Genomic DNA, 24,454 nt, shown 5'->3' with positions numbered 1-24,454 from the left:
TTCATCCAATCGAGATCACCGAGCGCGCGCCTTGGCGCCGACCGATGATGTTCAGAAGATTGTTCAGCGCGGCTTCGCGCTCGGGTGCAGCCTGGGCCTCGCCCTGGAAGCGGGCCTTGCCGCCGCTGAGCACACCCTGGCCGTTCAGCAACAGCGCGCCCTCCAGCGTGCTCAGGCGCAGTGTCGAGACGCCGGCCGCTGCCGGATCGGCTGCGATGCTGAAGCGGTAGCTGCCCAGCGGCGCCAAGGTCGAGACGCGCGAGGACAAGTTGACGAAGTCCAGGTCCAGCTGGCCCAGCTGGCGCCAGCGCCCCTGCGCCCACTCGAGCCGGAACTCGCGCGCGCTCAAGCGCATGCCACCGCCGAGCTGCAAGGTGTTCCAGGGCGTGCCAAGTCCGCCCAGCCAGGCGGCCGGGAAGCGCGTCAGCCAGTCGCCGCCTTGCTGCGGCAGGCTCAGCGCCAAGCTGCCCAGGCCCGGTTGCAGCAGCATTTGCAGCTCACCGTTGATACAGCAGGCCTGGCGTGCGCTCAGCAGCAGCCCCAAGCCCTTGGGCGCTAGCGTCCATTCGATGCGACCGGGCAGCAGGCTGGCGTCGCGGCTGCCGGTACCGCCAGTGAGCACCAGTACGCCGCTGCCGCTCCACAGGCTGCCGCGGGTTTCGGCCAGCAGCAGATGTCCGTCGCTGGCCTGGGCAAGGCCGCGCGCCAGCCAGCTCGCCGGCGCGAACAGGATCAGGCCCAGCAAGGCACCGAGCAGGGCGCCGCCGAGACTCCAGCGCAGACTCGGGGGCTTGATCATGCCGGTGCTCCCAGCGCCAGCACGATGCTGCCAGTGAAGCCCTGCGGGCCGCGCTGCAAGGTAGCCTCGACCGGGCGCGCGCGCGCGGCGCTGCGCACCACGGCCAGCCATTCTTGCAAGGCCTCGCTGCCGACGCCGTTGAGGCTTAACACCGCACGCTCGCCGCTGATCGACAGGCGCGCCGCCGGCCCCAGATGCTCGCTGGCGGCCTTTAGCGCCTGCAGCGACTGCGACGCCGGCACGGCCGGCTGCTCGCGCAGCTCGCGCGCTTCCTGCGCCAGGCGCTGCATCTGCTGCAGCTGGGAATCGAGCTGGCTCAGCTGGCTTGGCGCCGTGCGCAAGGTGCGTAGCGCCGGCTGTATCGCGACGCTCCACAGCAGCAGCAAGCCCAGTGCGGCTGCGCCTAGCTGTGCGATGGTCCGCTCACGCTCGCCCAGTGCCTGCCAGCGCGATTTCAACTGCTGCCATTGGGCCGCCTGCTCGGGGCTGAGGGCGATTCCGAGTGTCTTCTTGTTCATAGGGCGCGGGCGCGGCTCAGGGCCAGGCGGCCATCATTGATCTCGAGCTGCCAGCCTTCGCTGTTCAGCTGGCGACGGAACTGCTGGATCTGGGCCTCGCTCCATCCGGCAGCGGGGATCAGCAGCCGGCCGGTCTCGAAGGACAGCGCATCGGCCGGGCCGCGCTCGGCCGGCCAGGCGGTGGCGGCAGCAGCCAGCAGGGTTTCCAGGTCTTGTTCGCCGGCGCGGCCGGCGCTGGCGCGCAGCAGCTCGGTCTCGCGCTGCATCTGTAGTGGCGCATCGAGGATGGCGCGCACCTGCGGGTGGGTGCTGCTGAGGGTCTGGTTGAGCGCGGCGCGCCGTACTCCGAGCTCGTTCTTGAGCTGCCAGGCCCACAGATTCAACCCCAGCAGCTGCACCGCCACCAGGCCCGTCAGGCCCCAGCGCACCGGGCGCCAGCGGCTGCTCATCAGGCTGCGCCAGACCTCGCGCAGCGCGCGGATGCCGCGAGTGCGCGGCGCAAGGTCGAACTGGCGCAGATTCCAGGGGCAGTTGATCACATGCAGCGCGCGCTCCGCATCAGACAACGGCGCTACGGCCGTGCCCAGCCAATGCTCCGCAGCGCCGATCACGCCCGGCGCGCCTGTCCAGCGAGCGGCCTGCACCACCCCAGCCGGGAACAGATCGCGGACCAGGCTTCCTTGCAGGCACAAGGTGCTGACGCCATCCGCATGGCTCCAGCGCAACCCGCACTGATCAGGCTGGGCGTGGTCGCGCCCGCTGGCGAAGAAATGACCACGTGCCTGGGCGTCGGGCCAGGACAGCGGCGCCAGCCGGTCGACGAAGACCTGGGCCTGCTCAAGATGCGCTAACTGCTCGACCAGCCAGGCTTTGTGAGTGACGACCACCCAGGCCTGCTCGCCCGGCTGGGCCTCGGGCTCGACGGCAAAGTGCAGGCTCTCGGTATCGTCAAGCAAGGCCTCTTCCATCGTGCCGGCCAGCGCCGCGCGTAGGCGGGCGCGCGCAGCGCGCGGCAGCGCCAGCCGGTGCCAGCTCAGGTCGGCCTCGGCGGGCACCGCGATCACGGTGTCGGCGCGCGGCAGCAGCGCGGCGACGCTGCGACCCTGGGCCGCCACCTGGACGCCATCGCGGCTTAGCACATAGTCGTACTCACGGCCGTGCTCGCCGCGGCCCAGGCCGTCAGGCGCGGCTTGGCCTTGGGCGCGCAGTCGGCCACGCTGGGGCAGGAGCAGGATCAGGGTGGTCATGGTGATGGGTGGGGCATTCTAGGAGCAGCTTGTGTCGGCCCGACGCTGGTTCGATGGAACCCTTCGCCCGAAGAAAACTCGGGCCGATCCCCAAAGGGGATGCGGGCCGGCATGGGCGCGGCCCCGGCGCTCGGCCCGCGAAGAGTTGATACAAGAAGTTTCATCGTCCGGCTTCGAGCACCAGGTTGACGCGCTGGCGGTTCAGCACCAGCATTTCAAGGTCGCGGCGCTGTACCAGTGAGCGCTCCTCCAGCACCCGTTCCTCCAGCCGCAGCCGGCCGTTGACAATGAAATAGGAGGAGACGAAGGCGGCGCGCTCACCGCTGGGCACAACGCCCTCGGGTAGCAGGGCCTTGGCGTCTTCCAGATTGCGCATTGGTGAGTGCTGGCGCTGCTGCACGACGCGCTCGGCGGAAGCCAAGTCCATGCCTTCAAACAGCGCCGCGATCACCTCGCGCGGGGCGGTGTTCAGATTGACCGGTGTGCGGGCCGGCAGCAGCGTTAGCACCGGGCGCAACCTGGCCACAATCTCGACCGGGATGCCCAGCCATTGCAGCTGTTCGAGGGTCTGCGGGCGCAGCGGCGCCTGGGCCTCGGGTTTTTCGGCCAGCGCGGCGCGCAGCTGGCTGGCGATCTTGGCGGCAGTATCGGCCGGCACGCCGGCGCTCTCGCACAGGCGGGTCAGGGTGCGCAGCTCCAGGGCCTGGGCTGCCTCGTCGCCGCCGACTAGGTTGCGCAGGTTGTATTGGGCCTGAGCATCCAGCAGCGTGCCGGACAAAAAGGCCTCGGGCCCGTCGTCTTCGCTCGCGCCCTCGCCGGCGTTCGTTCGGTCCGCGGCCAGAAAGGTCGAAAGCCTGGCCTCGGCCAGCGGCACGGCCCAGACCTCACCGAGATGGTCGACGGGATCGTTGCGGTTGGCTCGTGCGTCCTCGCGCAGGATCAGTCGAGCCCAATCCAGCGCGCCCTGCAGAATCCAGGCGGACTGCGCGCGAGCGCGGTCTGCGGCCTCAATCTGTACCGCACGGTACTGGCGCCACACCATGGCCGAGGCCAAGCTGGCGACCAGCGCGACAATCAGCAGCGCCGTCAACAGCGCTGCGCCCCGGCTCCGGTCGTGGCTCATGATTGCGGGCCCAGCACGACCTGCCGGGTCAGCGGTCCGCCGTGGCCGCTGCCGGGTGCGAACTGCAGAACCATCCGCACGCCACTGGGCAGCACCCGGCTGTTGCCTGTCACACCCGATGCTGGGCTGGACGCTTGCTTGACATCGTCGCTGGACAGAGCATTGCTCCAGGCATTGCCGCGATAGAAGAACATCTGCCAGCCGCTGACGCCGTCCAGCGCCATCAGCTGCCGGTCTTGGTCGCCCAAGCCCTGCTGGCTGCGCAACAAAGCGTCGTTCAGGGCCGCCACGGTGTTGAGCGTCGCTGTCTCCCAGCGGTAGAGTCGGCCCTCGCGTACGGTCCAGGCCACCAACTGCAGGCCGTCGGGCTGTTGGCGGGTAAGGCGCAGGCTGGCGCCGTCAAAGCTCAGCGGGCTGACATCGCCGCCGCCGTCCTGCAGCGAACGCAGGTCCTGTTCCCATTGCGCGAGCACGGTTTGCAGCCGCTCGGTCTGCGTCAGGCTGCCTTGGCTGATGTCGCGGCTGCGCAGCATGCCGTCAATGCCACGCCAGGACATCACCGCGATGGCCGCCATGATGACCAGAGCCACCAGCACCTCGACCAGGGTAAAGCCGCGTTCGCGTTCGTACACGTTCAATACCTTCCGACGATGGTGGACAGGCTCAGCAGTGGCACGCCCTGATCATTGGCGACCAGCGCATCGACGCGGCGGAAATTCGGGTTCGGCGTGGGTCGCACGACCAGGCGCCCGGCGTAGTCTCGGCCCAGCTGGCTGCAGGCGAACTCGATGTCACCGACACCGGGGAACTGGCGCGTGAGGCGCAGTTCGGTGAGCTGATTCTCGGCGCACCACTGCGCGGCGCTGACCTGGGCGAGGCGTTCGGCGTTGCCGGTCAGCGCACCGGCTGCCTTCAGACCGGCCGCGAGTGTGATCGCGACGATGGCCAGAGCCACCAGCACCTCGATCAAGGTAAAGCCTTGCAAAGTTCTCTTCACTGGCCGGTCTCGGGCTCGTGCTGCGGCTCGAACGGCCCCAGGCCGTCAGTCACCAGAGCGATGCGCTGCGCGCCCAGGCTCAGACGAAGGCGCTGCGCGCCAACCATGGGCTCGGGCCCGAGCTGAACTGAGCGGGCGCCGACGATCTCCACCGCCACCGCATCGCCCAGCCAGCGGCGCGGCAGCTGCATGCGCTCGGGGAGGCCGCGAAAGCGGAACTGGTCGCCCGAGTCGTCGTTGACCGGCGCCCACTGCACCGTCAGCCCTGCCGCACGCGCCTCGGCACGCGCGGTCTCGAACAGTGCCGCAAGGCGTTCGGCCTCTCGTTCCAGTTGCGCGCCGGCCGGGTCGCGCAACGCCAGGCTCAGGGTGGCCGTTGCGATCGCAATCAAGGCCACCACGACCAGCAGTTCGATCAATGTAAAACCGCGGGCGAGACGTTTTGGCCGTCCGCTGGGCCGCCGCACGGACGGCCCCTGCTGAACGAGGGTGGGCAAGCCCAGCCAGGTTCGGCGTCCCCTGCGGGGAGCTACTGTGCATCCACAGGCAAGGGACACCACCCTACTGCCAGGATCCGATGTCGGCATCCTTGCCTTCACCACCGGCCTGGCCATCGGCGCCATAGCTGTAGACATCGATCTCGCCCTTCACGCCTGGGTTGGCGAACTGGTAGGGGCGGCCCCAGGGGTCGTTGGGCAGTTTCTCGACATAGGGCTTCCAGTTGGCCGGGGCCGGGCCGCTGCTGGGCTTGCGCACCAGGGCCTCCAGGCCCTGCTCGCCAGTGGGGAAGCGCTGGTTGTCGAGCTTATAGAGCTTGAGCGCCTGCATCAGGTTGTTGACGTCGGTGCGTGCAGCGGTGACGCGGGCGTCTTCGGCCCGGTCCAGCACATTGGGCACGACCAGGGCGGCCAGCACGCCGATGATGACCAGCACCACCAGCAACTCAATCAGGGTGAAGCCGCGCGGGCGGCGATACGTTTTTTTAACGCTGAGGCTTGGCATGGAGGCGCCCGGTTGTCGCATTGGCATGAATCATAATCGGCACATGCTCGCACGATTGTTGACCTTTACCGTCTGGGCCCTGCTGGCCCTGTGCAGCGCCTTCTGGTTGCTGAAGCTGTTACCGGCGCCGTTGCCTGTGCCGCCGCAAGCGCTGCCAGCCGCCGACGGTACGGGGCCGCGCGCCGACCTGACCCGCTTGTTCGGCGCACCACAGGTCGCGACGGCGGCCGAGGTGGCGGCACCGGTTGATGGGCGCTATAAGCTGGTCGGCCTGGTGGCGCCCAAGCACAGCGGTGGCCGCCATGCCGGCGAGGGCGTCGCGGTGATCACGGTGGACAACGCGCCGGCACGCACGGTGCGGGTCGGTGCGGCCGTCGATGGCGAGTTGCAACTGCTGGCGCTGGACGGTAATTCCGCGGCACTGGGCCGCCAGGGTGTGGTCAGCCTGCGCCTGACCTTGGCGCCGCCGGTGCCAGCCGCAACCGGCAGCCTGCCGGCCGCCGTCGCGCTGCCGCCGCCGCAGATCAACAGCAACCCGCCGCCACAACAGGCCTTGCCAGTCATGCCGCCCGCGCAGCAACTGCCGCCGGAGCTCCCGCCCGCCCAGACCGGGCAGGATGGCAATACCGGCATTACTGGCAATACCCGCTGATCTTCAGCGTTTGCTCAGCGGGCCCCCTGCGGTGCTCAGGGGCTGGGTGAGCATGGGCAGCGGCGCCGAGTCGATGGCGCCGGGCCGATCAGCCAGCTCGTGCAGATCGGTCAGCAGCGTACCGGCGCTGCGTATGAGCGGCCAGGCCAGCGCGGCGCCGGTGCCGTCCGCGCTTTGCATGCCCAGCTCCAGCAGGGCCGATGCGTGGAACAGGGCCAGCGCCTCGTCCAGGCCCCGATGCGCGTGGCTGCGGCAGAACACTGCATAGTCGGTCACCGGTGCGGCGATCAGTGCGGCGATCTTCAGCGCTGCGCAGGCGGACATGCCGTCGACGATGATCAGCTGGCGTTTGCTGGCTGCCACCAGCATGGCGCCGACCATGACCGCGATCTCGTAGCCGCCCAACCCCGCCAGCACTTCCATCGGCTCTTGCAGCTCGCGGTGCCGCGCCTGGGCGCCTTGCAAGATATGCAGCAGCCGGGCCAGATCGTCCTGGTGCATATCGGGCCCGGACACGATGAAGTCGCGCAGCGGGCTGTCGGCCAGGCGTGACAGCAGCAGCGCCGCGCTTTCTTCCGAGCCCTGGCCGAGACCTGCGCAGGCCAGCACATTGCCGCTCAGGCTGTCGGCAATCTCCATGCCCACGCGCACACCGGCATGGGCTTGTTCCATGCTCATCGCCGGGCCAACGCGCGAATTCCGTGTGCCATGGGCGATCTTGCGCGACAGCAGCCGGGCGTGGGGCAGCAGCGGCTCGGCGATGCCACAGTCGACCACGGTCAGTTGGAGCCCTTGCTGACGCGCGAACACCGCCACCGGTAGCCGGTGCTGCAGCGCCAGCAGGGCTTGCTCGCGAGTGGAGCGGCCGTGCAGCAGGGCGATGCCTTCGACCGCGATGCCGTGGTCGGCCGCGAACAGCAGCAAGGCGGGGTCGCGAAAGCGCGGGGTGAGGGTGTTCTGCACGAGGCCCAGGCGTACAGCCAGCGGCTCCAGCTCGCCCAGCCCACCCGCGATTGCGCCGCGCCGGTCAACGCGCTCGCGCAAGGCGCGCTCGAGCTCGGAATTGGCGGTCGGCGAGATCAGCGATTGGTGGATGGGCATGACGGGCTGGATTCTGGGCTATGCGACTGGCGACGTCATCCGCACTTGCCCGGCGCGGCGCTCAGCGCAGGAAGAGCTTGTAGACCGGGTTGCTGCTTTCGTCCTCGTAGGGATAGTTGAGCGAGTCGAGGAAGTCGCGCAGCGCCGCGCTGTCGCCACGCGGCACCTGGATGCCGACCAGGATGCGGCCGTAGTCGGCACCCTGGTTGCGGTAGTGGAACAGACTGATGTTCCATTCCGGGTGCATGCAGGACAGGAATCTCATCAGCGCGCCGGGCCGCTCCGGGAAGATGAAGCGGTACAGCCGCTCGCTCTTGGCCAGCTCGCTGCGACCGCCCACCATATGGCGCACGTGCTGCTTGGCCAGCTCGTTGTCGCTGAGATCGACCGTCGGGAAGCCATGCTTGGCGAACTGTCGGGCCAGCTTGTCGGCCTCCTCGCGCTTGGTGATGGAGACGCCAACAAAGACATGGGCCTCGTTCTGGTCCGAGATACGGTAATTGAACTCGGTCACGCTGCGCGGCCCGAGCAGCTCACAAAAGCGCTTGAAGCTGCCGCGCTCTTCGGGGATGGTGACCGCGAACAGGGCCTCGCGCTGCTCACCGACCTCGGCGCGCTCGGCGACGAAGCGCAGGCGGTCGAAGTTCATATTGGCGCCACAGGTGATGGCGATCAAGGTCTGACCCTTGGCGCCAGTCTTGGCAACGTATTGCTTGAGTGCGGCGACGCCCATCGCCCCGGAGGGCTCCAGAATGCTGCGGGTGTCTTCGAACACGTCCTTGATTGCGGCGCAGACCGCATCGGTGTCAACGACGATGTAATCATCGACCAGGGCTTGCGTGATGCGGAAAGTTTCCTCGCCAACCAGCTTGACGGCCGTGCCGTCGGCGAACAGGCCGACGTCCTGCAGTTGAACTCGCTTTCCGGCCTTGATCGAGCGCAGCATTGCGTCCGAGTCCTTGGTCTGCACGCCGATCACCCGGATGTCGGGGCGTACAGCCTTGATGTAGGCGGCGATGCCGGAGATCATGCCGCCGCCGCCGATGGCGACGAAGATCGCATCGATGGGGCCTGGATGCTGGCGCAGGATTTCCATCGCGATCGTGCCCTGGCCGGCGATCACATCGGGATCGTCGAAGGGGTGGACGAAGGTTAGCTTTTGCTCGCGTTCCAACTCCAGCGCGCGGCCATAAGCGTCGGTGAAGCTGTCGCCGTGCAGCACGACCTCGCCGCCCATCGCCTGCACCGCATCGATTTTGACCTTCGGCGTGGTGACGGGCATCACGATGACGGAGCGGCAGCCCAGCTTCTTGGCCGAGAGCGCCACGCCCTGGGCATGGTTGCCGGCTGAGGCGCAAATCACGCCTTTGGCGCGCGCCTCGGGGCTCAGATGCGCCATCTTGTTGTAGGCCCCGCGCAGCTTGAAGCTGAACACCGGCTGGGTGTCCTCGCGCTTGAGCAGCACCTTGTTGGCCAGGCGTTTGGAGAGGTTCTTGGCAGCATCCAGGGCAGTCTCGTCGGCTACCTCGTAGACCTTGGCATTCAGAATTCGCTGCAGATAGCTGTCACCGCTGGGCATCAGGGCGGGCTTGCCCATGCTGGTGGATCGTGTGGTGCGGGGCTTCCGTGCAGGGCCGGCCATGAATGCTCTCCAATGCTGGTGTTGCGGCGCAGCATCATAAGCCAGGGCCTGCCAGCGCTTTGCGTCGGCACTGGGACGAAAAAAAGCCCGAGTCCTTGCGGGCTCGGGCTGAATCCACCATGGAGGCGGTGGAGGAGACAATGGGTGCAATGAAAAAAACGCACAGGCGCAAAGGCGCGAACTTGTTCGTTTGCTTTCGTTTGCTTGCTTAGAATTCTACTCGCAGCTTATGCTGCGCCGCAATATTTTTTCACCAAGCGGCGGTGGAAAGTCACAGGGCAAAGCAAGATGGAATGCACGATCAACTGGATGGGGGCCGATGGCATGGCTTTTGTCGCCGAAACGGGCAGCGGCCATCTGCTGAATATGGATGGGGCCCCGGCGGGCGGCGGTCGTAATCTGGCGCCGCGTCCCATGGAGACGGTGCTTGCCGGCACCGGGGGCTGCACGGCCTATGACGTGGTGCTGATACTCAAGCGTGGTCGCCAGGACGTGCGTGGCTGCCAAGTCAAGGTCAAGGCCGAGCGGGCAGAATCCGACCCCAAGGTCTTCACGCAGATCCATATGCATTTCATTGTCAGCGGCCGGGGCCTGAATCCGGGCGCGGTCGAGCGGGCGGTGGCGCTGTCGCATGAAAAGTATTGCTCGGCCAGCATCATGCTTGCCAAGACGGCCGAGATCACCACATCCGTCGAGCTGGTCGAGGTTTGATCAGATGCGGTGAGCCGTCACCGTCATCACCTTGGCGGCCAGGCGCATCAGACGCCTGACCGGGGCCGGCAACTCGCTGGCCCCTGCCGCGAGCGCCTCTTCGGCATGCCGGGCTTCGTCGAGCTTCATTTGCTCGACGATGGCGCGTGAGGTGGCATCGCTGGCCGGTAGTCGTTGCAGGTGGCCGGCCAGATGCTGCTCGACCTGGCGCTCGGTCTCAACGACAAAGCCCAGGCTGACACGGTCACCGGCCAGCCCGGCGAGCGCGCCCAGTGCGAACGCACCGCTGTACCAAAGCGGGTTGAGGTAGCTGGCGTGGCTGTTCAGGTCCTGCAAGCGATCGCGGGTCCAGGCCAGGTGATCGATTTCTTCGGCGGCGGCCTCGTGGAAATGGGCGCGCAGCTGCTCGTTGCGGCAGACCAGGGCCTGCGATTGATAGAGCGCTTGGGCGCACACCTCGCCGACATGGTTGACGCGCATCAGCGCCGCCGATTGCCTGCGCTCGGCCTCGCTCATTGCGATGGGCTCGGTCGCAGCCTTGGGCGTGCTGCGCCCGGCGGTGTAGGCGCCGAACAACGCACGCAGGCCGTTGTCCAGGCTGGCAATCAGGCGGTCTTTGGCGTCAAGTCTTGGTTGGGCGTTCATACGCCGATAGTTTAGGGGCGGCCCTGCTGTTTACCCCTGGGATGGCCGAGTTTGGTCGGGTCAAACTGCGCTTTGTCAACCGCTGGTGCTGTGTTGCTGTTCTGTGACGATATTTGACCCCGTCAGTCTCGTTGCGCGATGACAACGATGGCTTGGTTTTTACTCTCGGTCGGCTGGTCATTCAGGGTTTGCTCTGGTGCAATACGGCAACTTCCGCTGAGGAGGTTGGCCTGATCAGCCCCGCAAGAGGGCTTCCCGGATCGGGGCCTCTTATTCAACCTAGGAGAAACGAATGAAGAAATCCCTGATTGCGTTGGCCGTGCTCGGCTCTATGGTCGGTGCTGCGTCGGCACAGTCGTCCGTCACGCTGTTCGGCGGCGTTGACCTGAATGCGCGCTACAACAAGGGCGGCGGCAAGACCTTCAAGTCGCTGGGTACCGATGGCATCTACAGCAGCCGTTGGGGCGTGCGCGGCGTCGAAGACCTGGGCGGCGGCCTGAAGGCCGGTTTCTGGCTGGAAGCCGCGATCAATCCCGATGACGGCACGACCAATGCGTCGCGCTTCTGGCATCGTCGCACCTCGGTCAGCCTGATGGGTGGCTTCGGTGAAGTGCGCCTGGGCCGCTTCCTGACCAACCAGTTCACGGCCTACGCCGACTTCGACCCGTTTGGCACCAACGGTGTCGGCGACATGAGCAAGTTCCAGAATGTTCTGGGCAGCGGCTCCAGCAGCATCACACGTGCTGACAACATCGTCGCCTATTACCTGCCGGGCAACCTGGGCGGTTTGTACGGCTCGGCTGAAGTTGCTGCCGGTGAAGGCGCGACGGGTGCTGGCGCCAACAACAAGTACCTGGGCCTGCGCCTGGGCTACGCTGCCGGTCCGCTGAATGTGTCGGGCGCGTTCTCGAACGCCGATGTGGATACGTCGAACCTGGACTTCAAGCGCACGACCTTCTCGGGTTCGTATGACCTGGGCATGGTCAAGCTGATGGGTTCTTACACCCAGAACAAGTTTGGCGCCCGCAAGCAGTCTGTGACCCTGATCGGCGCTTCGATGCCGCTGGGCTCGGGCACTCTGCGTGCTTCGTACATCAACGCCAGCGCCAACGCTGCAGCCGAGGCTGTGACTGGTGACTCCAAGCAGTTCGCTCTGGGCTACATCCACGACTTGTCCAAGCGCACCGCCATTTACGGCACCGTGTCGCGCGTGACCAATGACGGCCGTGCCTCCTTCAAGGTGTCGGGCCCGTCGGCCTGGACCATCGGTGGCGGCAACGACAACGGCGGCGTCGAAGTCGGCGTGCGTCACACCTTCTGATCCCGCGCTCGCGCAAGCGAGCTTGTGGTCTGAGCGAAACCGCCCTTCGGGGCGGTTTTTTTACGCCTGCTTGCTGCGGCGTGATCTGCTTGTCGCACAAGCGACAGGGTTATCGCCTGTGGGTCGGTCGCCACAAACTGAGCCCTGTCCAAGCCCCTGCGGCTCAGAATACGAGCATAAGAATTTTTCAAGCAGGAGACATTGATGAGCAAGAAAAAGACCTTCCTGGTTCTGGGCCTGTTGGCCGGCAGCGTCAGCGCCGCCTGGGCGCAATCCTCGGTGACTGTGTACGGCATTCTGGATGGCGGCGTCAGCTACACCTCGGGCATCGCTGGCGGCGCCCGCAAGCAGGTGGTGAGCGGGATCATGGATGGTTCGCGCCTGGGCTTCCGTGGCAATGAGGACCTTGGCGGCGGCTATCGGGCGCTGTTCCTGCTGGAGAATCGCCTGGAGCTGGACACCGGCACGAATAGCAACACGCCCGTCTCCGGCACCACCTTCTTGCCCGATCGCTGGGGCAAGCAGTCGGCGATTTTTGCCCCGACGACCTTCACTCTGCCCGGCACCATCCCGCCGGCCCTGGCTGCGCAGTTGATCGGCGGCGCGACTGCGGGTCTGAATTCGGCCCTGCAAACCGTGACCAGCACCTTGGGTGGGAATCTTGCGGCGGCCTCGTTTGGCGTCAATATCGGCAACGCGCGATTCTGGGATCGCCAGGCTTATGTCGGCCTTGTCACGCCCTTTGGCGCGGTGCTGGCCGGTCGTCAGTACACGCCGGCTTATGAGCTGAATGCGGCCTTCGACACGATGGCCACGCAATCCAGCCTGGCGGCTGGTCAAGTGGCTGCCGTGCCCGCCGTGATCGATATCCGGCAGGCCAATTCTCTGCAGTACCGTATGCAGCAGGGCGGCTTGTCGGCCAGCGTGATGGTGGCGGCCGGCGAGGGTTCGACCTCTCAAGGGCGCTTTTATGGCGCGATGGTCCAGTACAAGACCGATGCCTTCGGTGTCGGCGTCGGCATGAACTCCAAGGAAAACGAGCTGGGCCAGCGCTCGCTGCGCTCCATCACGCTGGGTGCGTCGGCCAAGGTCGGCCCCGGCACCGTGAGCTTCTTGTACAACGACATTTCCGACCCCAACCCTTCTGGTCTGTCCGCGCTGCTGAATGGCTTGCGCACGGCGCTGGTTGGTCAGGTCCGGCCCGGCCTGGCGGCGCAGCTCAACGCCGCAGCACCCGGTGTCGGTACCCTGTTGGCCAGTCAGATCAATGTCGATGGTCTCGTCAACAACTACAAGTCGGCCTTTGTGCAGGACGCCGCAGCCTTCAGCATCGGCTATCGCATGACCATGGGGCAGCACACCTTCTACACGGCGTTCAATCGCCTGGATGACAAGACCCGTATCAATGCGGACACGGATTCCTACGGTGTGGCCTATAGCTACGCGCTGTCCAAGCGCACCGATCTGAATTTCGTGCTGACGCATTTCGACAACAAGGGCATGGGCCAGGCCGCCCCTGGCCAGGCTGGCTTCCTGGGTGGCTTCACCAGCGCGCCGGGCGTGGACTCCAACAATGTGGCCATGGGCATCCGTCACCGCTTCTGAGGGGATGTTCAAGGCGTGATGGCACCGTGGTGCCGTCAACACAAGGCCGCTGCAAAGCGGCCTTTTTTATGTGCGCTCACCTGCTGTGACTTTTCACCGAGCGATGATGGTCGCCCTGCTCTAGTTTGTTCCCATGCTGTACCGATTCAGACCCTGCCTGCTGCTTGCCTCCGCTGTACTGATGCTGGGCTGTGCCCAGACGCCAGAGCGGGAGCGGCAGGAGCCTATCCTCGAGGGCTGGTCGGCGCGCGAGCTCCCCGGCAAACGGGCGACCCGCTATAGCCTGGCCCGGCGTGAGGGCAGGGCCTGTGTTCATGCGCAGGCCGACCAGTCAGCCAGTCTGTGGCGGCGCCGCTTGCAGCTGGACCCGCAGCAGCTGGGCCCGTTGGAGTTCGACTGGTGGATTGCCGGCCAGCCGGGCGGCGCCACAGTGACCGACCCTGAGACTGACGATGCGTCGGCGCGGCTGGTGTTGGCTTTCGACGGCGACGCAAGTCGCTTGTCGGCACGCAACCGCATGATGTTCGAGTTGGCCCACACCCTCAGCGGCGAGGCGCCACCCTTCGCGACACTGATGTACGTCTGGGATGCCGAGGCCGCACCTGAGACCGTGGTGGTGAGCCGGCGCAGTGACCGGGTGCGCAAGATCGTCGTGGGCTCCGGCTCCAGCGCCAAGCCGCGCTGGCAGCGCTTCAAGCGCGATGTTGCGGCCGACTACCGCCGTGCGTTTGGCGAGTTGCCCGGCCCCCTGATCGGCGCGGCCTTCATGACCGATGCCGACAACACCCGCGGCCGGGCCGAGGCCTGCTACGGCCCGCTGGTGTTTCGCGACGCACAGCAGCAAAGCCTGCCCGGCAGCCTGCTGTTCTGATGCCGGTTTTCATGCCGGGCCCATCAGGGCTTTCCCGTTTGTCGCGCCGGGCAGACTTCTCCATGATGGCGCCCAGATGACCTTGCCCTGATTTGGTGCCTCGCTCATCGCTTGCCGTGACAGGCGGGTGCATTGCTTCGAAGAATCAATGCCAAGGCTTGGCCTGATTCATGCATACCATGCGCTCAGCAATGGCCTCGATGCACCCCACACTTTCTGCTGACAAAGCGCCGAACAAGACATGCTAGTTTTTATTCTGAGACGCCTGGCCCAGGCCATCGCCGTGATGCTGACGGTGGCCTTCATTGCCTTCATGCTGTTCCAGTACGTCGGCGACCCGGTGACCAACCTGCTGGGCCAGGACGCGACGCCGGAGCAGCGCGAGCAACTTCGCAAGGACCTGGGCCTGGATGACCCCTTTCCGGTTCAGTTTGCCAAGTTCATCGGCAATGCGGTTCAGGGCGAGTTTGGGCTGAGCCTGCGCCAGGGCCGCAAGGTCTCGACCCTGATCGCTGAGCGTTTCCCGGCCACGCTGGAGCTGTCGATGGCGGCTGGTGTGATCGCGTTGGGCGTCGGGATTCCACTGGGGGTTTATGCCGCGCTGCGGCGCGGCCGCTTCCTCTCGCAGATGCTGATGACGCTGTCGCTGCTGGGTGTGTCGCTCCCGACGTTTCTGATCGGCATCCTGCTGATCCTGATCTTTGCCGTGACGCTCAAGTGGTTGCCCAGCTTTGGCCGCGGTGATGTCGTCGCACTGGGCACTTGGACCACCGGACTGCTGACCGTCGACGGGCTCAAGCATTTGATACTGCCGGCGATCACGCTGTCGGTATTCCAGCTGACCCTGATCATGCGCCTGGTGCGCTCGGAAATGCTGGAGGTGCTGCGCACCGACTACATCAAGTTTGCCCGCGCCCGCGGCCTCAGCAATAACGCGGTCTACTTCGGCCATGCGCTCAAGAACACGCTGGTGCCGGTGATCACGATCACCGGTCTGCAGCTCGGCTCGCTGATCGCTTTCGCCATCATCACCGAGACCGTGTTCCAGTGGCCCGGCATGGGCCTGCTCTTCATCCAGGCGGTGCAGTTCGCCGACATCCCGGTGATGGCCGCCTATCTGTGCCTGATCTCCTTCATCTTCGTCACCATCAATCTGCTGGTTGACATGCTCTATTTCGCGGTCGACCCGCGCCTGCGCATCGAAGGCAAGGCCGGAGGCCATTGATGAGCGGGGCCTATCAGCGACTCAGTGCGCTGCATGGCGAGCTGACCGCGCTGCGGCGCGAATTGCACGCCATGCCCGAGCTGGGTTTCCAGGAGACGCGCACGGCGGCCCGCGTGGTCGAGGCCTTGCGCCTGTGCGGGGTCGACGAGATTCACACCGGCATCGGGCGCACCGGTGTGGTCGCGGTGATCCATGGTCGGGGCGGGGCGGGCGGCCGCCTGTTGGGGCTGCGTGCCGATATGGATGCGCTGCCGCTGCAGGAGGACAACGACTTCGCCTGGCGCTCGGCCAGCCCGGGCCTGATGCATGCATGCGGCCATGATGGCCACACGACCATGCTGATCGGCGCGGCCCGTTACCTCGCGCAGACGCGGGCTTTCGACGGCACGGCAGTGCTGATCTTCCAGCCCGGTGAGGAGGGCTACGCCGGCGCGCGCGAGATGATCAATGACGGCCTGTTCGAGCGTTTTCCGGTCGAGTCGGTCTATGCGATGCACAACTGGCCGCAGATGCCGGCCGGCCATATCGGCATCAATCGCGGCGCGATGATGGCGGCGGCCGATCAGGTCGAGATCGTGCTGACCGGACGTGGCGGGCACGGTGCGCATCCCCATCTGGCGGTCGATCCGGTGTTGATGGCCGGGCATGTGATCACGGCCGTGCAAAGCCTGGTCTCGCGCAATGTGGCGCCGCTGGACCAGGCCGTGGTCAGTTTGTGCTCGCTGCGTGCCGGCGAGCCGGGCGCGTTCAGTGTGATCCCGCGCGAGGCCCGGCTGAGCGGCACGGTGCGCAGTTTCCGGCCCGAGGTGCAGCTGCTGATCGAGCAGCGTCTGGCCGAGCTGGTGCAGTCGCTGGCCCAGGGCTTCGGTGGCAGTGCCAGCGTCAGCTATCAGCGCCTGTACCCGGCCACCATCAACTCGCCCGCAGAGGCCGACTTCGCGGCCGATGTCGCCGAGCGCTTGGTCGGCGCGGCCCGTCTGAATCGCGAGCTGCCTCCCAGCATGGGCTCGGAGGACTTCTCCTTCATGCTGCAGGTCAAGCCGGGCGCCTATCTGCGCCTGGGCCAGGCGCGCACCGACGCAGAGAACTGCGGCCTGCACAACCCCCGTTACGACTTCAATGACGAGGTTCTGCCTCTGGGCGCGGCGCTTTTCGCCGGCCTGGTCGAGCAGGGCCTGCCCCTATCACCGAGCGAGTCCGGAGTATCCACGCCATGAGTTCCCCGAGTTCCCCTGTTGCTGCTGCACCGAATGCCTTGCAGCGCTTTTTCGATGGCGATGTCTGGCACTCCTTCCGCGCATCGCCGACGGCCATCATCGCGGCCGTGATCGCCTTCATCTGCGTGTTCTGCGCGCTCTTCGCCGAGTTCGTCGCGCCGCACAACCCCTTCGACCTGGCTTCGCTGGAGCTGATGGATGCGCGCCTGCCGCCGGCCTGGATGGAGGGGGGCAGCACGAAATACCTGCTGGGCACGGACGATCAGGGCCGTGACCTGCTATCGGCCCTGATGTACGGCGCGCGCATCTCGCTGTTCGTCGGCCTGGCCTCGGTCGTGCTGTCGATGATCATCGGCGTGGGCCTGGGTCTGCTCGCCGGCTTTGTCGGCGGCAAGGTCGATGCCTTCATCATGCGGGTCTGCGATGTGATGCTGTCCTTTCCGTCCATCCTTGTGGCGCTGCTGATCGACGGCGTCGGTCGGGCCATGTTCCCAAATGCGCACGATGCGCTGGCTTTCGGTGTGCTGATCTTCGCGATCGCGCTGACCGGCTGGGTGCAGTACGCCCGCACGGTGCGCGGCTCGACGATGGTGGAGCGCAACAAGGAGTATGTGCAGGCGGCCCGCGTGATCGGCGTGAGCTCGCTGCGCATCATGCGCAAGCATGTGCTGCCCAATGTGCTGGGGCCGGTGTTGGTGCTGGCAACCATCCAGGTCGCGGCCGCCATCATCACTGAGGCGACCCTGTCCTTTCTGGGCGTTGGTGTGCCGCCGACCAGCCCCTCGCTCGGTACCTTGATCCGGGTCGGCAACGACTTCCTGTTTTCCGGCGAATGGTGGATCACGATCTGGCCTGGCGTGATGCTGGTCCTGATCGCCCTGTCCGTGAACCTGCTCGGCGATTGGCTGCGCGACGCCCTCAATCCTCGCCTGCGCTAAGAGTTTCCTATGACCGCACCTCTTCTTGAAGTTCGCCATCTGCGGGTCGAGTTCCCGACCCGGCGCGGCACCCTGCTGGCCTTGGACGACATTAATTTTGACATCGCGCCCGGCGAGATCCTTGGCGTTGTCGGAGAGTCCGGCGCCGGCAAATCGCTGACCGGCGCGTCGATCATCGGCCTGCTCGACCCTCCGGGGCGCATCGCCTCGGGCGAGATCCGGCTCGAAGGCCGGCGCATCGACAACCTGCCCTACGACGAGATGCGTAAGATCCGCGGCCGCCAGATCGGCGCTATCTTCCAAGATCCCCTGACCTCTCTGAATCCGCTATACACGGTGGGTCAGCAGCTGATCGAGACCATCACCACCCATCTGAATTTGAGCGAGAGCCAGGCGCGCAAGCGGGCGATCGAGCTGCTGGAGCAGACGGGCATTCCGGCCGCCTCGCAGCGCATCGACCAGTATCCGCACCAGTTCTCCGGCGGCATGCGCCAGCGCGTTGTGATCGCGCTGGCCTTAGCGGCCGAGCCCAAGTTGATCGTGGCCGACGAGCCGACCACGGCACTCGACGTCTCGATCCAGGCGCAGATCATTTCGCTGCTCAAGCGCATCTGCAAGGAGCAGGGGGCGGCCGTGATGTTGGTGACCCACGATATGGGCGTGATCGCCGAGACCTGCGACCGTGTCGCGGTGATGTATGCGGGTCGGGTCGCCGAGATCGGCCCGGTGCACGATGTGATCCACAAGCCGGCGCATCCCTACACTGCCGGTCTGATGGGCTCGATCCCGGCGATGGACGAGGACCGCGAGCGCCTGTTGCAGATCGACGGCGCGATGCCGCGCCTGAACTCCATCCCCAATGGCTGCGCCTACAACCCGCGCTGCCCCAAAGTTTTCGGCCGCTGCCGTACCGAGCGCCCCGAACTGCTGGCCACTGGCGCGACCCGCGCCTCGTGCTGGCTGCATGCTGCCGAGAAGGAAACCGTTGTATGAGCCGCCCGCTGGTTGAAGTCCAGGACCTCGCCAAGATCTTCGATGTCTCGCAGCCCTGGTTGAACCGCGTCGTCGAACGCAAGCCAAGGCAATTCGTGCATGCTGTTGATGGCGTTAGCTTCAGCATCCAGAAGGGCAAGACCCTTGCTTTGGTTGGTGAGTCCGGCTGCGGCAAAAGCACGGTGGCACGCTTGCTGGTGGGTCTGTACAAGCCGACCCGCGGCACCGTCAGCGTGGACGGCATCGATACCGCCCAGACCCTGGCCGGCTCCGGTGCCCAGGCCCTGCGCCGGCGCATGCAGATGATTTTCCAGGATCCCTATGCCTCGCTGAACCCGCGCTGGAAGGTGCAGGACATCATCGGCGAGCCGCTGCGCGAGCACGGCCTGATCAGCGAGGCTGAGGAGTTGAAGGCGCGGGTCGGCGAACTGCTGCAGTCGGTGGGTCTGACGCCCAGCGACCGCGAGAAGTTCCCGCACCAGTTCTCCGGCGGTCAGCGCCAGCGAATCTCGATCGCGCGCGCGCTGGCGACCCAGCCCGAGTTCCTGGTCTGTGATGAGCCGACCTCTGCGCTGGATGTCTCGGTGCAGGCCCAGGTGCTGAACATCATGAAGGACTTGCAGCGCCAGCGCGGCCTGACCTATCTCTTCATCTCGCACAACCTCGCAGTGGTGCGACACGTCTCGGACCAGGTCGGCGTGATGTACCTGGGCCGCTTGGTCGAGGTGGCTGACAAGGCCGATCTGTTCGGCCGCCCGCGCCATCCCTACACCCGCATGCTGCTGGATGCGATTCCCGACATCCATATGAGCGGACGCGCTCGCACGCCGGTGCAGGGCGAGGTGCCTAACCCGCTGAGCCCGCCCAGCGGCTGCAGCTTCCATCCGCGCTGCCCCCATGCCAACGAGCGCTGCAAGGCCGAGCGCCCGCCGCTACAGGATTTTCAGGGCATCAAGGTGGCTTGCCACGCGGTGGAGGAAGGCAGGATCTAGCGGCCAGTCGTGGGAGCCGATGCCGCCTGTTTTGGGGCCGGCAGGGTTAGGGGGCCCTTTTGGCCGCAGGCCGTCAGCAGCAGGGTGATCAACAGCAGGCCTACACTTGCGTTTGTCTTTTTCATTCCGCGAGTTTATCGGTCATGACCGCCCCTGTTGCCACCCCGCTCGACGATGCCAACTACCACGCCAAGACCCGGGCCGTGCTGGACGGTGTCGAGGCCACTGTCGATGCTTGGCTGGAGCAGGACGTGATCGACATCGACAGCCACCGGACCGGCGGTCTGCTGGAGCTGAGTTTCCCGAATGGCAGCAAAATCGTGCTGAACACCCAGCCGCCGTTGCAGGAGCTGTGGCTGGCGGCGCGCGCCGGCGGCTATCACTTCCGCTACGTTGACGGCCGCTGGCTGGAGCGCGAGGGCCAGGAGTTTCATGCCCTTCTGTCGCGCTTGGCCAGCGCTCAGGCCGGCCAGGCATTGAGCTTCAGCGCTTGAACAGATCGAGGATGCTCTTCTTCTCGTCCTCGCTGGCTGACTGAGGCATGTGGCCCTCATCGCTGCTGAGCTCACGCACCGAATTGCCGCCCGCGAACTCGTCGTAGTACCACTCGCCGTTCAGATTGACGACGCCTTCGGGGGCGCTGTACTCGGACACCGGGACATTGCGCAGCGCGTACTGCATGTATTCGATCCAGACCGGCAGCGACAGGCCGCCGCCGGTTTCGCGGCTGCCAAGCTTGCGCGGTTGGTCGTAGCCTATCCAGACCACGGCCACCACCTCACGCTGGAAGCCGGCGAACCACGCATCCATCGAGTCGTTGGTGGTACCGGTCTTGCCGTAGAGATCTGGGCGTTTGAGCTGGGCCTGGGCCTTGGCGGCGGTACCGCTGCGCGTCACTTCCTGCAGCAGGCTGTTCATCAAGAAGGCATTGCGCGGCTCGATCACCTGTGGGGTGTCCTCGGCCTTGGGTGTTGGGGCCTCATAAAGCACGCGCCCCTGACTGTCGGTCAACTTGGCGATCAGACGCGGAGTCAGCAGATGGCCGCCGTTGGCGAACACGCCATAGGCTTGCGCCATTTGCATCGGCGTCACTGAGCCGGCGCCGAGCGCCATGGTCAGATAGGCCGGGTGCTTGTCGGCCTCGAAGCCGAAGCGGGTCAGCCAGGCCTGGGCCTCGTGCACGCCGACCGACTGCAGCACACGGATTGACACCATGTTCTTGGAGCGGGCCAGCGCCCGTCGCAAGGGCATCGGGCCTTCGAAAGTGCCGTCGTAGTTCTTCGGCTCCCAGGGCTGGCTGCCGGTATTGGCGGCACTGAAGAACAGCGGCGCGTCATTGACGATGGTGCTGGGAGTCAGGCCCTTTTCCAGCGCGGCAGAATAGATGAAGGGCTTGAAGCTAGAGCCGGGCTGGCGCCACGCCTGAGTGGCGTGGTTGAACTTGTTCTTGGCGTAGTCGAAGCCTCCGACCATCGCGCGCAGATTGCCGCTGCGCGGGTCCATCGCGATGAAGGCCCCTTCGACCTCGGGCAACTGGGTGATGGTCCATTCCTCTTTGGCGCCGTCCTTGCCGGTCTTGACCGTCTTGAGCACCCGGATGATGGCCCCGCGGCGGATGCGGGTCTTGGGATTGCCTTGCTCGGCCAGGCCCGAGGTGGCGGGCTTCAGGCCTTCTGCGACGATGGTGATCGGGTCACCGCTTTGCAAGGCTGCAACGACTTTCTTCGGACCGGCCTCGAGCACCACGGCGGGCAGCAGCTCGTCATTGGCCGGATGATCGGCCAGCGCCTCAGCAATGCGGGTGTCTAGGTCCTTGGGGTCGGCCGGGAGATCGACATAGTCCTCCGGGCCTCGATAGACCTGGCGACGCTCGTAGTCCAAGATGCCGCGGCGCAGCGCGCGATAGGCGGCGTTTTGCTCATCGGCGCGCACGGTCAGGTGCACGTTCAGGCCGCGGCTGTAGGCCTCATCGCCATACTGGTTGAAGATCAGCTGGCGTGCCGCCTCGGCCACATATTCGGCATGGTTGGTGCTCTCACTCATCTGAGGCCGGTAGCGCAGGCGCTCGGCCTTGGCCGCGTGGTGCTGCTCCTCGTTGATGAAGCCGTTGTCCAGCATGCGGTCGATGATGTATTGCTGACGCAAGGTGGCTCGGCGCGGATTGCTGATCGGGTTGTAGGCCGAAGGCGCCTTGGGCAAGCCGGCCAGCATGGCCGCCTCGGCGATCGTGATGTCCTTCAAGGCCTTGCCGAAGTAGACCTCGCTGGCGGCTGCAAATCCGTAGGCGCGATGACCCAGGAAGATCTGATTCATGTAGATCTCCAGGATCTTGTCCTTGGGCAGGGCGCTCTCGATCTTCAGTGCCAGCAAGATCTCGTAGATCTTGCGTGTCAGCGTTTTCTCGGTCGAGAGATAGAAATTGCGTGCCAGCTGCATGGTGATCGTCGAGGCGCCCTGGCTGCGCGACTCGCTGACATTGGCCAGTCCGGCCCGCAGTACGCCCAGGTAGTCGACACCGCCGTGCTGGTAGAAGCGCGCGTCCTCGATGGCCAAGACGGCGTCCTGCATCACCTTGGGGATCTGGCCGACCGGCAGATAGTTGCGTCGCTCCTCGCCGAACTCGCCCAGCAGCGCACCCTCGGCCGACAGCACGCGCAGCGGCAGTTTGGGGCGGTAGTCGGTCAGGCCGCTGATATCGGGCAGATTCGGATACGCCATGGCCAGCCCCAGGGCCAGCAGTAGCAGCACGCCGGCGCAGCCAGCTAGAAGCAGGCCGGCCAGCCAGGCGAGGCTTCGGCCAGCGAGCAGCAGGACTGGGTGACTGGGTGTTACGGGTGCGGACTCGGGTGAATGACCCCGCGTGGTTTTGTTCTTGGCGTCGCTCATGGGCCTCCGGATGGCGTCGGGCGATTATAGGAAGAGGCTCGCCCGGCTCGCCGCTTCCGGCCGGCGGTCACATCCGGACACCACTGGCCGGAAACAGGGTCTTATTTGAGGCTTTTAGGGGTGCAAGAGGCGTGTATGTTTCGCAACGTGGTGTTACGGGCTGTGGCGGCAAAACCATGGGCTGTCATAGGCTTTGCTGCTAGCATTCAAGTAACTTATTAATAGTGCCGCGCTCCTAAAGCGTGTTGGGGCTCAAATTGGGGGAATAAGCGTCATGGGATTACTTGACGTACTGCTGGGTCGCAAGCATCCGCCCATGATTGGCCTGGATATCAGTTCATCCAGCGTCAAGCTCGTAGAGCTGGGTCAGAACGCCAGCGGCGAAATGGTGCTGGAGCGCTTTGCCACCGAGTCATTCGAGAAGGGCTGGATTACCGACGGCCAGATCGAGAAATTCGACGAGGTGGCCGACGCTGTGCGCCGTGTTGTGGCTCGCAGTGGCACCCGCACCCGTGATGCCGTGCTGGCGATGCCGCAATCGGCGGTCATCACCAAGAAAATCATGCTGCCCGCCGGTCTGCGCGACGAGGAGCTTGAAATCCAGGTCGAGGCCGAGGCCAATCAATACATTCCTTTCTCGCTCGATGAAGTGAGTCTGGATTTCTGCGTGATCGGGCCTAGCCCGACCTCGGTTGGGGATGTCGAGGTTTTGATCGCGGCCTCGCGCAAGGATCGGGTACAGGACAGACAGGGCCTGGCTGAGGCAGCGGGTTTGCGGCCGGTGATTCTGGACATCGAATCGCACGCCTCGCGCATGGCGATGGGGCGACTGATTACGAATCTGCCAAATGCCGGTAAAGATGCGCTAGTGGCCTTGTTCGAGATCGGTGCCGACACGACCAGCCTGAAGGTGCTGCGCGATGACGAGATGCTGTATGACCGCGATCAGGCCTTTGGTGGCTCGCAACTGACGCAGCTGATTTCTCGCCAGTATGGGTTTTCTTTCGAGGAAGCCGAGCAAAAGAAACTCTCCAACGAGTTGCCCGAGGATTTCGAGACGGTGGTGTTGAATCCTTTTGTCGATAGCCTGTCTCAGGAAATCGGCCGTGCTCTGCAGTACTTCTTCACCAGCACGCCGCACCACAAAGTTCACTATGTGATGCTGGCCGGCGGCACTGCGACCTTGGCGGGTCTCAAGGAACGCGTCACCGAGCTGACGGGTTTTGCCTGCATGGTGGTGAATCCGTTTGAGAACATGGGCTTGGGATCGGCCGTGCGCGAGCCCAAGCTGCGCCGGGAGGCTCCCGCCTATCTGACGGCATGCGGTTTGGCGATGCGGAGGTTTTTCCAGTGATTCTGATCAACCTGCTGCCTTACCGGGAAGAGAAGCGCAAGCGTCGCAAGAATGCTTTCTTTGTCGGCGTTGGTTTCTCGGCCTTGCTTGGTGCCGGTCTGGTCGCCGCGACCTGGGCCTTGTTGCTGCATCTGACCGATGAGCAGCAATCACGCAACCAGTATCTGGGCTCACAGATCAGTTCGCTGGAGGCGCAGATCAAGGACATCGCCAATCTGCGCGCCGAGATCGAGGCCCTCAAATCGCGCCAGCGCGCCGTGGAGGATTTGCAGACCGACCGCAACACGCCGGTGCATCTGCTCAATGAACTCGCGCGCCACACGCCCGAAGGGATTTACCTGACCAGCATTCGGCAGACCGACAAGGTCGTGACGGTGACTGGCATTGCCCAGACCAATGAGCGGGTGTCGGAGTTTTTGCGCAATGCGTCGCGTGGCTCGGAATGGCTGGACAAGCCGGAGCTCGTTGAGATCAAGCTGGCCAATCTGAGTGCCAATACCCGTGATCAGAAACGCCTGTTCGAGTTTTCGCTGCGCGTGAGCATCAAGACGCCGTCGGCCGAGGCGGCGGCAGGTGCGGCCAGCGCGGTGGCGCCCAACAGGAGCTGAGCAGAGT

General features: G+C 65.4%; 26 protein-coding genes. 13 read left to right on the top strand and 13 right to left on the bottom strand.

Annotated elements, in window-relative coordinates:
• Position 1 precedes the first annotated feature (1 nt).
• From gspN to gspG, 8 genes are all read right to left on the bottom strand, one after another.
• On the bottom strand, positions 2-799 hold the full coding sequence (gene gspN, locus OOZ63_RS06110; protein WP_266004536.1) for a type II secretion system protein N: 798 nt from the start codon (positions 797-799) through the stop codon (positions 2-4).
• Positions 796-1,317: a type II secretion system protein GspM gene (gene gspM, locus OOZ63_RS06105; protein WP_266004535.1), complete on the bottom strand. Its 522-nt coding sequence runs from the start codon at positions 1,315-1,317 to the stop codon at positions 796-798. Before gspM ends, gspN begins: the two co-directional genes overlap by 4 nt.
• Positions 1,314-2,564, bottom strand: coding sequence for a type II secretion system protein GspL (gspL, locus tag OOZ63_RS06100; RefSeq protein ID WP_266004534.1), 1,251 nt, complete (start codon positions 2,562-2,564; stop codon positions 1,314-1,316). Before gspL ends, gspM begins: the two co-directional genes overlap by 4 nt.
• 160 nt (positions 2,565-2,724) lie before the next feature.
• Complete coding sequence (gene gspK / locus OOZ63_RS06095; RefSeq protein WP_266004533.1) at positions 2,725-3,687, bottom strand: type II secretion system minor pseudopilin GspK; 963 nt, start codon at positions 3,685-3,687, stop codon at positions 2,725-2,727.
• Positions 3,684-4,319 carry a type II secretion system protein GspJ gene (locus tag OOZ63_RS06090; protein ID WP_266004531.1) on the bottom strand — a complete coding sequence of 212 codons (636 nt, stop codon included), beginning with the start codon at positions 4,317-4,319 and terminating at the stop codon, positions 3,684-3,686. Before OOZ63_RS06090 ends, gspK begins: the two co-directional genes overlap by 4 nt.
• Positions 4,320-4,321: 2 nt before the next feature.
• On the bottom strand, positions 4,322-4,684 hold the full coding sequence (gspI, locus tag OOZ63_RS06085) for a type II secretion system minor pseudopilin GspI (RefSeq protein ID WP_266004530.1): 363 nt from the start codon (positions 4,682-4,684) through the stop codon (positions 4,322-4,324).
• Entirely contained in the window at positions 4,681-5,151 is a 471-nt protein-coding gene (locus OOZ63_RS06080) for a type II secretion system protein (RefSeq protein WP_266004716.1), read from the bottom strand. The genes gspI and OOZ63_RS06080 overlap by 4 nt, the downstream gene beginning before the upstream one ends.
• A gap of 94 nt (positions 5,152-5,245) precedes the next feature.
• Positions 5,246-5,686, bottom strand: a complete 441-nt coding sequence (gene gspG / locus OOZ63_RS06075) for a type II secretion system major pseudopilin GspG (RefSeq protein ID WP_266004529.1) — start codon at positions 5,684-5,686, stop codon at positions 5,246-5,248.
• Positions 5,687-5,729: 43 nt separating this feature from the next.
• Between gspG and OOZ63_RS06070 the strand changes: the two genes are divergently transcribed.
• Positions 5,730-6,338, top strand: coding sequence for a hypothetical protein (locus tag OOZ63_RS06070; RefSeq protein WP_266004528.1), 609 nt, complete (start codon positions 5,730-5,732; stop codon positions 6,336-6,338).
• Between the two features lie 3 nt (positions 6,339-6,341).
• On the opposite strand, the gene OOZ63_RS06065 is transcribed toward OOZ63_RS06070, so the two are convergent.
• Both OOZ63_RS06065 and ilvA read right to left on the bottom strand, forming a co-directional pair.
• Positions 6,342-7,439, bottom strand: coding sequence for a nicotinate-nucleotide--dimethylbenzimidazole phosphoribosyltransferase (locus OOZ63_RS06065; protein ID WP_266004527.1), 1,098 nt, complete (start codon positions 7,437-7,439; stop codon positions 6,342-6,344).
• Between the two features lie 61 nt (positions 7,440-7,500).
• Positions 7,501-9,036: a threonine ammonia-lyase, biosynthetic gene (ilvA, locus tag OOZ63_RS06060; protein ID WP_266004526.1), complete on the bottom strand. Its 1,536-nt coding sequence runs from the start codon at positions 9,034-9,036 to the stop codon at positions 7,501-7,503.
• A gap of 333 nt (positions 9,037-9,369) precedes the next feature.
• Here ilvA and OOZ63_RS06055 point away from each other — a divergent pair, with 333 nt between their 5' ends.
• Positions 9,370-9,792, top strand: coding sequence for an OsmC family protein (locus OOZ63_RS06055; RefSeq protein WP_266004525.1), 423 nt, complete (start codon positions 9,370-9,372; stop codon positions 9,790-9,792).
• On the opposite strand, the gene coq7 is transcribed toward OOZ63_RS06055, so the two are convergent.
• Positions 9,793-10,437 carry a 2-polyprenyl-3-methyl-6-methoxy-1,4-benzoquinone monooxygenase gene (gene coq7, locus OOZ63_RS06050; protein ID WP_266004524.1) on the bottom strand — a complete coding sequence of 215 codons (645 nt, stop codon included), beginning with the start codon at positions 10,435-10,437 and terminating at the stop codon, positions 9,793-9,795.
• Between the two features lie 292 nt (positions 10,438-10,729).
• Here coq7 and OOZ63_RS06045 point away from each other — a divergent pair, with 292 nt between their 5' ends.
• The 8 genes from OOZ63_RS06045 (at position 10,730) to OOZ63_RS06010 (ending at position 19,599) form a co-directional block, all read left to right on the top strand.
• A complete protein-coding gene (locus OOZ63_RS06045; RefSeq protein ID WP_266004523.1) occupies positions 10,730-11,758 on the top strand; it encodes a porin in 1,029 nt (342 codons plus the stop codon).
• Positions 11,759-11,962: 204 nt separating this feature from the next.
• Complete coding sequence (locus tag OOZ63_RS06040) at positions 11,963-13,363, top strand: porin (protein ID WP_266004522.1); 1,401 nt, start codon at positions 11,963-11,965, stop codon at positions 13,361-13,363.
• Between the two features lie 133 nt (positions 13,364-13,496).
• A complete protein-coding gene (locus OOZ63_RS06035; RefSeq protein WP_266004521.1) occupies positions 13,497-14,234 on the top strand; it encodes a DUF3047 domain-containing protein in 738 nt (245 codons plus the stop codon).
• A gap of 241 nt (positions 14,235-14,475) precedes the next feature.
• Positions 14,476-15,459 (top strand): ABC transporter permease, encoded by a 984-nt coding sequence (locus OOZ63_RS06030; RefSeq protein ID WP_266004520.1) that lies wholly within the window; start codon positions 14,476-14,478, stop codon positions 15,457-15,459.
• Positions 15,459-16,676 carry a M20 aminoacylase family protein gene (locus tag OOZ63_RS06025; RefSeq protein WP_266004519.1) on the top strand — a complete coding sequence of 406 codons (1,218 nt, stop codon included), beginning with the start codon at positions 15,459-15,461 and terminating at the stop codon, positions 16,674-16,676. The genes OOZ63_RS06030 and OOZ63_RS06025 overlap by 1 nt, the downstream gene beginning before the upstream one ends.
• Positions 16,673-17,614, top strand: a complete 942-nt coding sequence (locus OOZ63_RS06020; protein WP_266004518.1) for an ABC transporter permease — start codon at positions 16,673-16,675, stop codon at positions 17,612-17,614. The genes OOZ63_RS06025 and OOZ63_RS06020 overlap by 4 nt, the downstream gene beginning before the upstream one ends.
• 9 nt (positions 17,615-17,623) lie before the next feature.
• Positions 17,624-18,607, top strand: a complete 984-nt coding sequence (locus tag OOZ63_RS06015; protein ID WP_266004517.1) for an ABC transporter ATP-binding protein — start codon at positions 17,624-17,626, stop codon at positions 18,605-18,607.
• The gene (locus tag OOZ63_RS06010; RefSeq protein WP_266004516.1) at positions 18,604-19,599 is read left to right on the top strand and encodes an ABC transporter ATP-binding protein; all 996 of its coding nucleotides are present in this window, start codon (positions 18,604-18,606) and stop codon (positions 19,597-19,599) included. The genes OOZ63_RS06015 and OOZ63_RS06010 overlap by 4 nt, the downstream gene beginning before the upstream one ends.
• Here the strand turns inward: OOZ63_RS06010 and lptM are convergent.
• Positions 19,596-19,724, bottom strand: coding sequence for an LPS translocon maturation chaperone LptM (gene lptM, locus OOZ63_RS06005; RefSeq protein WP_266004515.1), 129 nt, complete (start codon positions 19,722-19,724; stop codon positions 19,596-19,598). The genes OOZ63_RS06010 and lptM overlap by 4 nt on opposite strands.
• A gap of 18 nt (positions 19,725-19,742) precedes the next feature.
• Here lptM and cyaY point away from each other — a divergent pair, with 18 nt between their 5' ends.
• Positions 19,743-20,093 carry an iron donor protein CyaY gene (gene cyaY, locus OOZ63_RS06000; RefSeq protein WP_266004514.1) on the top strand — a complete coding sequence of 117 codons (351 nt, stop codon included), beginning with the start codon at positions 19,743-19,745 and terminating at the stop codon, positions 20,091-20,093.
• Here the strand turns inward: cyaY and OOZ63_RS05995 are convergent.
• Positions 20,083-22,485: a penicillin-binding protein 1A gene (locus OOZ63_RS05995; RefSeq protein ID WP_266004513.1), complete on the bottom strand. Its 2,403-nt coding sequence runs from the start codon at positions 22,483-22,485 to the stop codon at positions 20,083-20,085. The two genes, cyaY and OOZ63_RS05995, sit on opposite strands and share 11 nt — an antisense overlap.
• A gap of 274 nt (positions 22,486-22,759) precedes the next feature.
• Between OOZ63_RS05995 and OOZ63_RS05990 the strand changes: the two genes are divergently transcribed.
• Both OOZ63_RS05990 and OOZ63_RS05985 read left to right on the top strand, forming a co-directional pair.
• Positions 22,760-23,839 (top strand): pilus assembly protein PilM, encoded by a 1,080-nt coding sequence (locus OOZ63_RS05990; protein WP_137941496.1) that lies wholly within the window; start codon positions 22,760-22,762, stop codon positions 23,837-23,839.
• Entirely contained in the window at positions 23,836-24,447 is a 612-nt protein-coding gene (locus OOZ63_RS05985; RefSeq protein ID WP_266004512.1) for a PilN domain-containing protein, read from the top strand. The genes OOZ63_RS05990 and OOZ63_RS05985 overlap by 4 nt, the downstream gene beginning before the upstream one ends.
• Positions 24,448-24,454: the final 7 nt, after the last annotated feature.

The sequence above is a fragment of the Paucibacter sp. PLA-PC-4 genome (assembly GCF_026241155.1).
Taxonomy (GTDB): Bacteria; Pseudomonadota; Gammaproteobacteria; order Burkholderiales; family Burkholderiaceae_C; genus Roseateles_E.
Note: the sequence above shows the minus strand (reverse complement) of the source record. Positions and strands in the feature narration are given on the sequence as shown.